Annotated in this window: 14 protein-coding genes; 7 read left to right on the top strand and 7 right to left on the bottom strand. The window is 72.7% G+C overall.

Features of this window, described 5'->3' with window-relative positions; all coding sequences use genetic code 11:
- Nucleotides 1-133 precede the first annotated feature (133 nt).
- Nucleotides 134-940, top strand: coding sequence for a J domain-containing protein (locus tag ACZ49B_RS29960; protein WP_468311801.1), 807 nt, complete (start codon nucleotides 134-136; stop codon nucleotides 938-940).
- Nucleotides 941-976: 36 nt separating this feature from the next.
- Nucleotides 977-1,321, top strand: a complete 345-nt coding sequence (locus ACZ49B_RS29955) for a rhodanese-like domain-containing protein (protein WP_468311799.1) — start codon at nucleotides 977-979, stop codon at nucleotides 1,319-1,321.
- Nucleotides 1,322-1,339: 18 nt separating this feature from the next.
- Here the strand turns inward: ACZ49B_RS29955 and ACZ49B_RS29950 are convergent, their stop codons facing one another.
- From ACZ49B_RS29950 to paaA, 6 genes are all read right to left on the bottom strand, one after another.
- Nucleotides 1,340-2,482: an acyl-CoA dehydrogenase family protein gene (locus ACZ49B_RS29950; RefSeq protein ID WP_468311797.1), complete on the bottom strand. Its 1,143-nt coding sequence runs from the start codon at nucleotides 2,480-2,482 to the stop codon at nucleotides 1,340-1,342.
- 104 nt (nucleotides 2,483-2,586) lie between these two features.
- Nucleotides 2,587-3,714, bottom strand: a complete 1,128-nt coding sequence (locus ACZ49B_RS29945; RefSeq protein WP_468311795.1) for a 2Fe-2S iron-sulfur cluster-binding protein — start codon at nucleotides 3,712-3,714, stop codon at nucleotides 2,587-2,589.
- Nucleotides 3,715-4,260: a 1,2-phenylacetyl-CoA epoxidase subunit PaaD gene (gene paaD / locus ACZ49B_RS29940; RefSeq protein WP_468311794.1), complete on the bottom strand. Its 546-nt coding sequence runs from the start codon at nucleotides 4,258-4,260 to the stop codon at nucleotides 3,715-3,717.
- Nucleotides 4,254-5,009, bottom strand: coding sequence for a 1,2-phenylacetyl-CoA epoxidase subunit PaaC (paaC, locus tag ACZ49B_RS29935; RefSeq protein ID WP_468311792.1), 756 nt, complete (start codon nucleotides 5,007-5,009; stop codon nucleotides 4,254-4,256). Before paaC ends, paaD begins: the two co-directional genes overlap by 7 nt.
- Nucleotides 5,006-5,290: a 1,2-phenylacetyl-CoA epoxidase subunit PaaB gene (gene paaB / locus ACZ49B_RS29930; protein WP_030292728.1), complete on the bottom strand. Its 285-nt coding sequence runs from the start codon at nucleotides 5,288-5,290 to the stop codon at nucleotides 5,006-5,008. The genes paaC and paaB overlap by 4 nt, the downstream gene beginning before the upstream one ends.
- Nucleotides 5,287-6,315: a 1,2-phenylacetyl-CoA epoxidase subunit PaaA gene (gene paaA, locus ACZ49B_RS29925; RefSeq protein WP_468311790.1), complete on the bottom strand. Its 1,029-nt coding sequence runs from the start codon at nucleotides 6,313-6,315 to the stop codon at nucleotides 5,287-5,289. The genes paaB and paaA overlap by 4 nt, the downstream gene beginning before the upstream one ends.
- Before the next feature lie 135 nt (nucleotides 6,316-6,450).
- Between paaA and ACZ49B_RS29920 the strand changes: the two genes are divergently transcribed.
- The 3 genes from ACZ49B_RS29920 (at nucleotide 6,451) to ACZ49B_RS29910 (ending at nucleotide 9,364) form a co-directional block, all read left to right on the top strand.
- Nucleotides 6,451-7,254, top strand: coding sequence for a DUF5819 family protein (locus ACZ49B_RS29920; protein WP_468311788.1), 804 nt, complete (start codon nucleotides 6,451-6,453; stop codon nucleotides 7,252-7,254).
- Nucleotides 7,242-8,426: an HTTM domain-containing protein gene (locus ACZ49B_RS29915; RefSeq protein ID WP_468311786.1), complete on the top strand. Its 1,185-nt coding sequence runs from the start codon at nucleotides 7,242-7,244 to the stop codon at nucleotides 8,424-8,426. The genes ACZ49B_RS29920 and ACZ49B_RS29915 overlap by 13 nt, the downstream gene beginning before the upstream one ends.
- Before the next feature lie 176 nt (nucleotides 8,427-8,602).
- Nucleotides 8,603-9,364 (top strand): TrmH family RNA methyltransferase, encoded by a 762-nt coding sequence (locus tag ACZ49B_RS29910; protein WP_468311784.1) that lies wholly within the window; start codon nucleotides 8,603-8,605, stop codon nucleotides 9,362-9,364.
- Here ACZ49B_RS29910 and paaN read toward each other — a convergent pair.
- Nucleotides 9,361-11,043 (bottom strand): phenylacetic acid degradation protein PaaN, encoded by a 1,683-nt coding sequence (gene paaN, locus ACZ49B_RS29905; RefSeq protein ID WP_468311783.1) that lies wholly within the window; start codon nucleotides 11,041-11,043, stop codon nucleotides 9,361-9,363. The genes ACZ49B_RS29910 and paaN overlap by 4 nt on opposite strands.
- A 167-nt stretch (nucleotides 11,044-11,210) precedes the next feature.
- Here paaN and ACZ49B_RS29900 point away from each other — a divergent pair, with 167 nt between their 5' ends.
- Entirely contained in the window at nucleotides 11,211-12,710 is a 1,500-nt protein-coding gene (locus ACZ49B_RS29900) for a 3-hydroxyacyl-CoA dehydrogenase (protein WP_468311782.1), read from the top strand.
- Entirely contained in the window at nucleotides 12,707-13,300 is a 594-nt protein-coding gene (locus tag ACZ49B_RS29895) for a TetR/AcrR family transcriptional regulator (protein WP_327362209.1), read from the top strand. The genes ACZ49B_RS29900 and ACZ49B_RS29895 overlap by 4 nt, the downstream gene beginning before the upstream one ends.
- Nucleotides 13,301-13,343: the final 43 nt, after the last annotated feature.

Genomic DNA, 13,343 nt, shown 5'->3' with positions numbered 1-13,343 from the left:
AAATTGCGGGGGAAGCTGGGTCTAGGGCTGGTGCGGATGTGTTTCCCGTCGGACCCACGCCCCTTGGCCACCTTCCTGGGTCGGTTCCTTCCGTGAAACATCGACCCGGGTCGACCGGCCTTAGGGTGGCCGGGTGAGCGAGCAGCAGACTGAAGAGACCGGCGACGAGCGTCCCGAGGCGCGCCTGGAACGGGCCGTGCGGGCCGCCGAGCAGGCGCTGATCGAGTTCGAGATCGCCGTGGAGACCTTCCGGGTGGAGGTGGAGAACTTCTCCCGCCTGCACCACCAGAAGCTCGGCCCGATGTACTCGAGGCTCGACGAGCTGGATGCGCTGATCGCCGAGGCGAAGGCGGCGCGCAGCGGCGATGCCGAGGATCTGCGACGGGCCCGGGAAGCCCGCTCGCTGGTGATGCCGATGCCGGGCGTGGACGAGCTGTTCCACGACTGGATGGGTTCGGAGGGCATCTCCGACGACGCGTCCGCGATGCTCACCGACCGCCCGGTCCGGCCCCCGGAGCGTGTGCGGCCGACGGAGGAGGTACGCCGGCTCTACCGCGAGCTGGTCCGCCAGGCGCACCCGGATCTCGCCCGGGACGAGGCCGAGCGGGAGCGGCGCGACGCCTTCATCGTGCGCGTCAATGCGGCGTACGCGAGGGGCGAGGAGCAGGCGCTGCGCGAGCTGGCCGAGGAGTGGGCGGCGGGTCCCGTGCCGGAGGCCGTGCGGCAGCTCAACGAGAGCGAGGAGCTCTACGCCCGGCTGGAGTGGCTGGCGCGGCGCAAGGAGCTGCTGTCGGTGGTGGCGCGGGAGCTGGAGGACAGCGCGATCGGGTCGATGCTGCGGATGGCGCCGGACGATCCGGACCGGCTGCTGGAGGAGATCGCGGAGCAGCTGCTGGCGCAGGTCTCCGAGCGGGAGTCGGAGCTCGCGGAGTTTGGATAGGTTGGGAGTCAGATCTGCGATGAGAGAAGGCGACGTATGAACTTCGGACCGCTTCCCTCGGTGGACGCCGCCGCGGTGCCCTCCGAAGGCTTTGTCCTCGACGTCCGTGAGGACGACGAATGGGCTGCCGGACACGTGGAAGGCGCTCTGCACATCCCGATGAGCGACTTCGTGGCCCGCTTCGGTGAGCTGACGGAGGCGGTCGAGGACGGCCGCCGCGTACACGTGATGTGCCGGGTCGGCGGGCGCTCCGCGCAGGTCACCCAGTACCTGGTGCGCCAGGGCCTCGACGCCGTGAACATCGACGGCGGCATGCAGGCCTGGGACGGCGCCGGGCGCCCGATGGTGACCGACAGCGGGAACCCGGCCTTCGTGCTCTAGAAGGCCGGGCTCCGGCCGTCAGGCGAGGGCGTGGGCGGCCAGCAGGTCGCCCAGCGCCTCCTCGTGCGCGGCGGCCGGGCCCAGCTGAAGCTCCAGCTGCTTCGCCCACGCGTGATAGCGGTGCAGCGGGTAGTCGGTGTCGGCGCCGAAGCCGCCGTGCAGGTGCTGCGCCGTCTGCACGACCCGGCGTACCCCCTCCGAGGCCCAGATCTTCGCCACGGCGACGTCCCCGGCGCTCGGCAGCGGGCCGCCGGCTCCGCCCGTCGCCGCGTCGAGCCGCCACGCGGCCTGCCAGAGGGTGACCTCCATGGCTCGCAGATCGATGTAGCGGTCGGCGGCCTGGACGGCCACGGCCTGGAACGTGGCCACCGGGAAGCCGAACTGCTCGCGCTTGCTGGTGTATTGGCTGGTCATGGTGAGGACGCCCTCGCCGAGTCCGAGCGCCAGGGCGCACGTTCCGGTGGCGAGGAGCTGGCGGAGCCGTTCCCAGGCTCCCGGGTTGTCGATCAGATGGCTCGCGGGCACCCGTACGCCGTCCAGGGCGAGTTCGGCGAGCCGTTCCCCGGTGGTGGAGACCTGGCCGGCCAGGGTGAGGCCCTCGGCGGCGCGCGGGACGAGCGCGAGGACGGCCTCGCCCTCGCCGGTGTGGGCCGGTACGGCGATCCAGTCGGCGCCGTGCGCCCACGGGACGGCCGTCTGGACCCCGTCGAGGGTCCACTGCGCGCCCTCGCGGCGGGCGGTGACGGAGAGTTCTGCGGGATCGTGGCCGCTGCGCCCGTGGGCGGCGGCGGTGAGGACGAGCATGCCCCGCCCGGCATCGGGCAGCAGGGCGGCGGCCAGTTCGGGGCTGCCGTGGGCCTGGACGGCCATGGCGGTGGCGCAGTGCTCCAGCAGCGGAACCCGGGCCAGCACCCTCGCCGCCTCGCGCAGCACCAGGCACAGGGCGATCGCGTCGAGGCCCGCCCCGCCGTGCTCCTCGGCGAGGACCAGGCTCAGCAGGTCGGACGCGGCGAGCTTGGCCCACAGCGGCCGGTCGAAGTCCTCGGCGACGGCCCCCGGGGTCAGCGCGGGGCTGGGCACGCCGTCCGGGGCGACGTCCGCGAAGACGGCCTTCGCCGCCTCGACGGCGGCCTGCTGCTCCTCGGTGAAGGTGAAGTCCACTGCCTGTCCTCCCGCGCGCACCGGATCCGTCAGGCCCGGTCCGGACCTGACGGTGCGTCAAGATAGAGCACCCGGTGGAAAATGCACAGGGGAGGAAGCCCGCCTCAGCGGTCGAAGTCGATCTCCACTTCCTCGGTCACCGCGTGCGACTGGCAGGCCAGCACGAACCCGGCCTCCGTCTCCTCCGCCTCCAGTGCGAAGTTCCGGTCCATCCGGACCTCGCCCGTGACCAGGAACGCCCGGCAGGTGCCGCAGACCCCGCCCTTGCAGGCGTACGGGGCGTCCGCGCGGTTGCGCAGCACGGCGTCCAGCAGGGACTCCCCGTCGCGGACCGGCCAGGTCCCGGAACGTCCGTCGAGCCGGGCCGTGACCCGTACGTGGGCCGGGACCGCGGCCGGGGCCGGCGGTGCCGTGTCCTCGACGTGGAAGATCTCCTCGTGGATCCGGGTCCGGACGACGCCGAGCGTGCCCAGCGCCCGCTCCGCGCCCACGACCAGCCCGTACGGGCCGCACAGGAACCAGCCCGTCACGTCCGCGACCGGCAGCAGCGCGGGCAGCAGGGCCTTCAGCCGCTCCTCGTCGAGGCGGCCGGACGGCAGCCCGGCCTCCTGCTCCTCCCGGGACAGGACCGTCACCAGCTGGAAGCGGTCCGGGAAGCGGTCCTTGAGGTCGGCGACCTCGTCCAGGAACATCGTCGACGCCGCCGTACGGTCGCTGCGGACCAGGCAGAACCGGGCGTCGGGCCGCGCCGCCAGCAGCGAGGCGGCGATCGACAGCACCGGGGTGATCCCGCTGCCGCCGACGATCGCCGCGTAGTGCCCGGCGGCCGGGGCAGCGGTCGGCTCCAGGACGAACCGCCCGGCCGGGACCATCACGTCCAGCACGTCGCCGGCGGCGATCTCCTTGTGCGCGAACGTGGAGAACTCGCCGCCCTCCACCAGCCGCACGCCCACCCGCAGCGCCGCCGGGCCGGGGCCCGCGAGGGCCGGGGCCGGGGAGCAGATCGAGTACGTACGGCGGATCTCTTCACCCTCGGGGGTGCTGCGGCGCAGCGTGAGGTGCTGGCCGGGGGCGTGCAGGTACTCGCCGCGCAGCTCCTCGGGGACGCGCAGGGTCAGCGCCACGGAGTCGTCGGTGAGCCGGTCGACCGCCGCCACCGTCAGCGGGTGGAAGGCGCCGTGGCGCGCGGGGCGCCCGGAGCCCGACGTGGGCGACGGCGTGGACGCGGCCATCTACAGCTCCTTGAAGTGGTCGAACGGTTCACGGCAGGCGGTGCAGCGGCGCAGCGCCTTGCATGCGGTGGAGGAGAACCGGCTGAGCAGTTCGGTGTCGGTGGATCCGCAGTTCGGGCAGCGGACCGAGAGCGTGACCGGGACCGGCCCGCCGGCCGCGTGCGGCCGCGGCGGGGCGATGCCGAACTCGGCCAGCTTGCGCCGGCCCTCGGCGCTGATGTCGTCGGTCGACCAGGCCGGGGCCAGGACGGTGCGCACCTGCACGTCCGGGATGCCGTGGCCGGTCAGGACCCGCTCGATGTCGGCGGACATGGCCTCGATGGCGGGGCAGCCGGTGTAGGTCGGGGTGAGGGTGACCTCGACGTGGCCGTCCTCGTGCATCCGTACGCCGCGCATCACGCCGAGCTCGGCGAGGGTGAGTACGGGCAGCTCGGGGTCGGGCACCGAGCCGGCGAGCTCGGCCAGCTCCGCCTCCAGGCGGGTCAGGGCCTCGGGGGCCTCCGGCCCGCCCGTCGGGGCCGGGGCGCGGGGCGTGTCCGTCACCATGACGCCCCCGGATGGCTGCGGTGCAGGTGCTGCATCTCGGCGAGCAGCCTGCCGAACGACTCGGTGTGCAGGCCCTGGCGGCCTGCGCCGGCCACCCAGGCGCCGGTGCGCGGCCCCTCGGGGAGCGCGAGCCCCGCCTGCTCCACCACGCCGCCCACGGCGGCCAGCCAGCGGCCTTCCAGGGCGGCCCAGTCCACGCCGTCGATGCCGTCCACCGGCTGGAACATCTCGCCGGTGAACTTCCACAGCGCGTCCAGGGCGGCCTGCATGCGCGCCTTGCTCTCCTGCGTGCCGTCGCCGAGCCGCAGGGTCCACTGCTCGGCGTGGTCGCGGTGGTACGCGGTCTCCTTGACGGCCTTGGCCGCCAGCGGGGCGAACGGGCCGTCGCCGACCGCCAGTTCCGCGTACAGCTCGTGCTGGTGGAAGGAGAAGTAGAGCTGGCGGGCGATGGTGTGGGCGAAGTCCCCGTTCGGCTGCTCGACCAGCTGGAGGTTGCGGAAGGACCGCTCCTCGCGCAGGAAGGCCAGCTCGTCCTCGTCGCCTGCCAGGGACAGCAGGACACGGGCCTGGCCGAGCAGGTCGAGCGCGATGTTCGCGAGGGCGACCTCCTCCTCCAGGACGGGGGCGTGACCCGCCCACTCGCCGAGGCGGTGGGAGAGGATCAGGGCGTCGTCCCCCAGCGCGAGGGCTGCCGACCGGACGAGATCGGGCTGGACGGCAGCGGACTGAACGGCATCGGTGCTGGTCACAGGTGGTGCACCCCCTCGGGGATCTCGTAGAAGGTCGGGTGACGGTACGGCTTGTCGGCCGACGGGGCGAAGAACGGGTCCCGCTCGTCCGGCGAGGACGCGGTGATCTCGGTGGAGGGCACCACCCAGATCGAGATGCCCTCGCCGCGCCGCGTGTAGAGGTCGCGGGCATTGCGCAGGGCCATCTCCGCGTCGGGCGCGTGCAGGCTGCCCGCGTGCGTGTGCGAGAGGCCGCGGCGCGAGCGGACGAACACCTCCCACAGTGGCCAGTTCTGCGTCATACCCCTGCCTCCTCGTTCGTTGCCGTGCTCTGTACTGCCGTGTGCTCGGTCCGGGCGGTGTGCTTCTCCGCGTACGCCGCGGCCGCCTCGCGGACCCAGGCGCCTTCCTCGTGGGCCCGGCGCCGCTGGCCGATCCGCTCTTCGTTGCACGGGCCGTTGCCCTTGAGCACGTCCCAGAACTCGGCCCAGTCGATCGCACCGAAGTCGTGGTGCCCGCGCTCCTCGTTCCACTTCAGGTCCGGGTCGGGCAGGGTCAGGCCCAGGGCCTCGGCCTGCGGAACGGCGATGTCCACGAAGCGCTGGCGCAGCTCGTCGTTGGAGTGCCGCTTGATCCGCCACGCCATGGACTGCGCGGAGTGCGCCGACTCGTCGTCCGGCGGGCCGAACATCATCAGCGAGGGCCACCACCACCGGTTCACGGCGTCCTGCGCCATCGCGTGCTGCGCCTCCGTGCCCTTGGAGAGGGCCATGAGGAGCTCGAAGCCCTGGCGCTGGTGGAAGGACTCCTCCTTGCAGATCCGGACCATCGCGCGGGCGTACGGCCCGTACGAGCAGCGGCAGATCGGCACCTGGTTGGTGATCGCCGCGCCGTCCACGAGCCAGCCGATCGCGCCGACATCGGCCCAGGTCAGGGTGGGGTAGTTGAAGATCGAGGAGTACTTCTGCTTGCCGGAGTGCAGCTTGTCGAGCAGCTCGTCGCGGCTGGTGCCGAGGGTTTCGGCGGCGCTGTACAGGTAGAGGCCGTGCCCGGCCTCGTCCTGGACCTTGGCCATCAGGATCGCCTTGCGGCGCAGCGAGGGCGCGCGGGTGATCCAGTTGGCCTCGGGCTGCATGCCGATGATCTCGGAGTGGGCGTGCTGGGCCATCTGGCGGACGAGCGAGGCGCGGTACGCCTCGGGCATCCAGTCGCGCGGCTCGACGCGCTCGTCGGCCGCCACGGCGGCGTCGAAGGCCGCCGCGAGCTGTGCCCCGAGGTCAGCCCCGAGGCCTGAGTCCTGCCCCGTTTCCGGGGTCACTGCCACCATCCCGGCCCCCTGCCAGAGATTGTTGACCGCCCGACCGACCGATCGTTCGGTTCGTACTCTTCAATGGTGGGTCGGCGGCCCGTAGGGTGTCAACCTCTGAGGTCAACCCTGTGGACGCCGGACGATCGGGGCGGGATGGATTCGAACGAGCGCGAGCCCGCGGAAGAGGCCGTTCCGACGGCCGATCCGACGGCCGTTCCGCCGGTCGTTCCACTGGTCGATCGCCCGGCTGTTCCCGCGGCCCGCCCGCCGGTCGATCCGGTGGCCGAACCTTCGGCCGAGCCGCCGGCTGGAGCACCGCCCGGTCCGGTGGCGCCCCGGGCGCCCGGGATCGCCGGCCTCTCCGCCCCGTACCGCGTCGTCGCGGCCCTCGCCCTGGCGGCCGTGGGCCTCGCCGCCTGCGGGCACCTGGCGCTGGTCTTCCTGCACGTCGCCCCGTCCAACACGGTGAGCAGGCAGCACGCGCAGACGGTCGACGACTGGATCTACCCCGAGTTCGAGCAGAACTGGAAGCTCTTCGCCCCCAACCCGCTCCAGCAGAACATCGCGGTGGAGGTACGGGCCGAGGTCCGCTCCTCCCTCGGCGGCGAGCTGGTCCCCGTCGGCTGGCGCGACCTGTCGGCCGAGGACGGCGCGGCCATCCGGCACAGCCTGTTGCCCAGCCACACCCGGCAGAACGAGCTGCGCCGGGCCTGGGACTTCTTCACCGGCTCGCACGACGAGGACAACAAGCCGATCGGCGAGCGCGGGGAGCTGTCCGAGCAGTACCTGCGCCGGATCGCGCTGAGCCGGCTCGCGGCCGACGGGACCGGCCTGCGGGGCGAGATCGTACGGATCCAGCTGCGCTCGGCGACCCGCGCGGTGGCGGCGCCGCCGTGGAGCGACGAGAAGGCCGACACCGAGACCTACTACCGGGAGCTGCCGTGGTGGACGGTGTGAGGCGGGCGCGCGCCGCCGCCGGCCGCGCGGTCGCACAGGTCACCGGGCGGGCGCTGGGCCCCTACCAGAGCGCCGTCGTCCGCATCGGCTTCTCCGCGACCTGGCTGTTCTTCCTGCTGAGGGAGTTCCCGAACCGGCACGAGCTGTACGGGCCGGACGGGCCCTGGAGCTTCGCGCTGGCCGAGCGGCTGATCGACTCGAACCACGCCTTCACGGTGCTGATGTGGTCGGACTCGACGCTGTGGTTCGAGATCGTCTACGCGGTGTCGGTGCTGTCGAGCGTGCTGCTGATGCTGGGCTGGCGGACGCGCGCGATGTCCGTGGTGTTCATGGCCGGGGTGCTGTCGCTGCAGAACCGCAGCGTGTTCATGGGCGACGGCGGGGACAACGTCATCCACCTGATGGCGATGTACCTGGTGCTGACACGGTGCGCACAGGTGTGGTCGCTGGACGCCCGGCGCGCGCGGCTGAGGGGGTCGGCCTCGGCGGGGGCGGCCGGGCCCGTGCTGTGGGGCGTGCTGGGCGCGCTGTTCGCGTACGGGGCGGTGGCGGCGCGGTTCGGCTACGGCTGGCTGGCGGCCTTCGCGGCGCTGTGGGTGGTCTGCGCGGTGTGGTGGATGGTCGACCGGTACGAGCCGGAGGGCGAGGGGCGGGCGGTCCTCGACGTCCTGGCGAACCTGGTGCACAACGCGGGGCTGCTGGTGATCATGGCGGAGGTCTGCCTGATCTACGCGACGGCCGGCTGGTACAAGATCCAGGGGTCGCGGTGGCAGGACGGGACCGCCCTCTACTACCCGCTCGGGCTGGACTACTTCACGCCGTGGCCGGGGCTGTCCTCGGTGGTGGCGGGGAGCGGGACGCTCGTGATGCTGCTGTCGTACGGGACGGTGGCGGTGCAGGTCGCGTTCCCGTTCACGGTGTTCAACCGGCGGATCAAGAACGTGCTGCTGGCGGCGATGATGCTGGAGCATGCCGGGATCGCGGTGCTGCTGGGGTTGCCCTTCTTTTCGTTGGCGATGATCGCCGCCGATGCGGTCTTCCTGCCGACGGGGTTCCTGGTCTGGCTGGGGGCCAGGGCCTCCGGCCTGGTGGGGCCGGCGCGGACTGCGCCGGTTGCGGCGGAGGCCGGGCCGGCTGTCGCGCCGGCGGAGCCGAGTGCCGGCGTGCGCTGACCGGCCCGCGCTGACCGGGCTGACGGGCCTGCGCGTGCGGGTTCCGCTGCGCGGGCTTCCCCCGCCCCGCCCTTCTCCGTTTCCCGGGGCATGCCACGGACCCCCGTCCGGGTGCGGCGCCGTTGCCCCCGGGCCCCCGCGCCTCGAACGCCGGCGGGGCTGGAATCATCGGCGGTATGACTGAGCAGCACGGGAGCCCCGACGAGACCGCACGGCAGTGGCGGGAGGCCGCCGAGCGGAGGGATCTCGTACTCCTCGACGGGTTCCACGCGCTGAAGCACGCCCTGCGGTTCGGCGCCGATGTGCAGATGGTCGCGGCCGATGATCCCGATGGCGTACGGGCGCTCGCCGACGAGCTGGCTCCGGACGTGGCGGGCGAGGTCGGGCGGCTGGTGCGCAGGGCCGAGCTGCGGACGCTGCTGCCCCGCGTCCATCCCACCGGGGTCGCGGCGCTTGCGGTGCGGCCCGACCGGGCCGAAGGGCGGGCCCGGCTGGAGCGGCAGCCCAGGACCGCGCCCGTCGTCGTACTCGACAACCCCCGCAACCTCGGCAACGTCGGCGCCGTGGTCCGGCTCGCCGCAGGCTTCGGTGCCACCGGCGTGGTGACCCGCGGCGACCTCGACCCCTGGCACCCGAACGTGGTCCGGGCCGGGGCCGGGCTGCACTACGCCACCACCGTGGACCGGGTGGAGATCGACACCCTGCCCGCCGGGCCGCTGTACGCGCTCGACCCGGAGGGCGAGGACATCCGTGCCCTCACCCTCCCGGACGACGCCCTGCTCGCCTTCGGCTCGGAGCGGCACGGCATCTCACCCGAGCTGCGGGACCGCGCCGATCATCTGGTGTCCCTGCCGATGCGGCCGCAGGTGTCCAGCTACAACCTGGCCACGAGCGTGGCCATGACGCTCTTCCACTGGGGCGGGCCCCGCGAGGCCTAGGCCTGGCGGCGGATCTCCACCATGCGGAAGCGGTTCGAGACGAACGCTCCGTCGCACAGGGCCGCGTTCGCCGCCGGGTTGCCGCCCGAGCCGTGGAAGTCCGAGAAGGCCGCGGTCTGGTTGACGTAGACCCCGCCCGTCAGGTTCAGCGACAGCTGCGCCGACTCCTCGAGGCAGACCTCCTCGATGGCCCGCTCGGTGTCCGCGGACGTCGTGTACGCGCCGACCGTCATCGCGCCCTTCTCCCGCACCGTGCGGCGCAGGAGGTCCAGGGCGTCCGCCGTGGAGTCCACGGCGACCGCGAAGGAGACCGGGCCGAAGCACTCCGAGAGGTACGGGGCCGAGTCGTCGGGCTTGGCCCCGTCCAGCTTGACCATCACCGGCGTGCGGACGACGGCGTCCGGGAACTCGGGGTTGACCACCTCGCGCGAGGCCAGCGCCACCTCGCCGAGGCCGGTCGCGGCCTCGAGGCGGGCCTTGACGTCCGGGTTGACCAGGGCGCCGAGCAGCGCGTTGGCCCGGGCGTCGTCGCCCAGCAGGCCGCCGACCGAGGCCGCGAGGTCGGCGACGACCTCGTCGTACGACTTGTGGCCGGCGTCCGTCTCGATGCCGTCCCGGGGGATCAGCAGGTTCTGCGGGGTGGTGCACATCTGGCCGCTGTACAGGGAGAGCGAGAACGCCAAGTTGGACAGCATCCCCTTGTAGTCGGAGGTCGAGTCGACGACGACCGTGTTGACGCCGGCCTTCTCCGTGTAGACCTGCGCCTGGCGGGCGTTGGTCTCCAGCCAGTCGCCGAACTCGGTCGAGCCGGTGTAGTCGATCAGCTTGATCTCGGGGCGGACGGCCAGGGTCTTGGCGATGCCCTCGCCCGGGCGCTCCACGGCCAGCGCCACCAGGTTCGGGTCGAAGCCCGCCTCGGCGAGGACCTCGCGGGCGACCTTCACGGTCAGCGCCAGCGGGAGCACGGCGCGCGGGTGCGGCTTGACCAGCACCGCGTTGCCCGTGGCCAGGGAGGCGAACAGGCCCGGGTAGCCGTTCCACGTCGGGAAGGTGTTGCAGCCGATCATCAGGGAGATGCCGCGCGGGACGGCCGTGAAGGTCTTGCCGAGCTCCAGCGGGTCCCTCTTGCCCTGCGGCTTCGACCAGTCGGCCTGGCCCGGGACGCGGGTCTGCTCCTCGTACGCGTAAGCCACCGCCTCCAGGCCGCGGTCCTGTGCGTGCGGGCCGCCCGCCTGGAACGCCATCATGAAGGCCTGGCCGCTGGTGTGCATGACCGCGTGCGCGAACTCGTGCGTGCGCGCGCCGATCCGGGCCAGGATCTCGATGCAGACCAGGGCGCGCACCTCGGGACCGGCGTCCCGCCAGGCGCCCATGCCGGCCTTCATCGCGGGCAGCAGCACGTCGGGGTCGACGTGCGGGTACTCGACGCCCAGCTCGGGGCCGAAGGGGGACACCTCGGCGCCCGCCCAGCCGTCCGTGCCGGGCTGGCCCAGGTCGAAGCGGGTGCCGCGGACGGCCTCGAAGGCGGCCAGCCCGTCGGCCGGGGCGGTCTCTCCGTAGGCCTTGGGGTGCTCCGGATGCGGGGACCAGTAGGCGCGGCTGCGGATGGCCGCCAGGGCCTGGTCCAGGGTGGACCGGTGCTTGTCGGACAGCTGGGGGACGGTGAGCTCGGCGGCCATCAGGGACCAACTCCTCGTTGAGCCGGGCAAGATCAGGCTGGGTCGCAGACTGAGATCAGGCAGGGGCGGGTGAAGAAGAGCAGACTGGAGTTAGAGTAACCGAACGATCGGTCGGGACAAGAGGGCCCGGCAGGCCTGTGGATAACCCGGTGCGGGAGGATCAGGACATGACAGCAATCGAGCGGTCCCGCACTGTGGCGGTCGTCGGCGCCGGCACCATGGGGCAGGGCATCGCCCAGGTCGCCCTTCTCGCAGGTCACCGGGTGCTGATCTACGACATCAACGCCGAGCTCGCCGCCGGCGGCGTCGGCATCGTCCAGGACCGCGTCGACCGCATGGCCGCGAAGGGCCGCCTCGATCCCACCGAGGCCGAGGACGCGATCGGCCGGATCGATGCGGCCTCCGCCCTCGCCGACCTCGCCGGTTGCGCGCTCGTCATCGAAGCCGTCGTCGAGGACGCCACCGTCAAGCGCGCGCTCTTCGCAGCACTCGAAGAGGTGGTCGCCCCGGACGCGCTGCTGGCCACGAACACCTCCTCCCTCTCCGTCACCGAGCTCGCCGCCGGCCTCGCGCACCCCGGCCGCTTCCTCGGCCTGCACTTCTTCAACCCGGCCCCGCTGCTCCCGCTCGTCGAGGTGGTCAGCGGTTTCGCGACCGACCCGGCCGCCGCCGAGCGCGCGTACCGCACCGTGCTGGGCTGGGGGAAGACGCCGGTCCGCTGCGCGGACACCCCCGGATTCATCGTCAACCGGATCGCCCGCCCCTTCTACGCCGAGGCCTTCGCGGTGTACGAGGAGCAGGGCGCCGACCCGGCGACGATCGACGCCGTGCTCCGCGAGTGCGGCGGCTTCAAGATGGGCCCGTTCCAGCTGACCGACCTGATCGGACAGGACGTCAACGAGGCCGTCACCCGCTCCGTGTGGGAGTCCTTCTTCCGGAGCCCCAAGTTCACCCCCTCCCTCGCACAGCGCCGGCTGGTCCAGTCGGGCCGCCTGGGCCGCAAGTCGGGGCACGGCTGGTTCCCGTACGGCCCGGACGTCCAGGCTCCGGCCCCGCACACCGCCGGTCCCGAGGACGCCCCGGAGAAGGTCGCCGTGGTCGGCGACCTCGGTCCCGCCGCCGGGCTCGTCGAGCTGCTGGAGGAGGCCGGGATCGCGGTCACCTCCACCGAGCACGGGGGCCCGTACATCCAGCTGCCCGGCGAGGGCCAGCTAGTGCTCGCGGACGGCAAGACCTCGATCGAGTTCGCCGACGTCGTCTACTTCGACCTCGCCCTCGACTACCGCGGCGCCACCCGGATCGCGCTGTCCGCCGGCGCGGACACCAGCGAGCGGACCCTCTCCGAGGCGATCGGCCTGTTCCAGAAGCTCGGCAAGAAGGTCTCCGTCATCGGCGACGTGCCCGGCATGATCGTGGCGCGCACGGTCGCGATGCTGATCGACCTGACCGCCGACGCCGTCGCGCGCGGCGCGGCCACCGCCGAGGACATCGACACGGCGATGCGGCTCGGCGTGAACTACCCGCTGGGCCCGTCCGAATGGCACGAGCGGCTCGGCCGCGACTGGGCGTACGACCTGCTGCACCACCTCGACGAGCGCTGTCCCGGAGGCCGCTACGCGCCCTCGCTGGCGCTGTTCAAGCTCGGCTACGCGGAGGATGCCGAATGACCACCGCCAGGCGGGACACGTACACCCCCGAGACCCTCCTGTCGGTCGCCGTCCAGGTCTTCAACGAGCGGGGCTACGACGGCACCTCCATGGAGCACCTCTCCAAGGCGGCGGGCATCTCGAAGTCTTCGATCTACCACCACGTGGCGGGCAAGGAGGAGCTCCTGCGCCGGGCCGTCAGCCGCGCGCTCGACGGGCTCTTCGCCGTCCTGGAGGAGCCGGGCGCCGTGCGCGGCCGGGCGGTCGAGCGGGTGGAGTACGTCACGCGGCGCACGGTCGAGGTCCTGGTCGCCGAGCTCCCGTACGTGACGCTGCTGCTGCGCGTGCGGGGCAACACCCGCACCGAGCGCTGGGCCCTGGAGCGCCGCCGCGAGTTCGACCACCAGGTCGCGGAGCTCCTCAAGGCCGCCGCGGCCGACGGGGACCTGCGGGCGGACGTGGACATCCGGCTGGCCACCCGCCTGCTGTTCGGCATGGTGAACTCCCTGGTGGAGTGGTACCGCCCGCACCCCGGCACCACCGCGGACCAACTGGCCGACGCGGTCGTCCACATGGCGCTGGACGGGCTGCGGACCATACGCGGTCGGTGAGACCCGCCACGATCCGTTGAACCTGGTCCGTGCGAGCTCCGGC

Source organism: Streptomyces sp. NPDC031132 (genome assembly GCF_055570595.1).
Note: the sequence above shows the minus strand (reverse complement) of the source record. Positions and strands in the feature narration are given on the sequence as shown.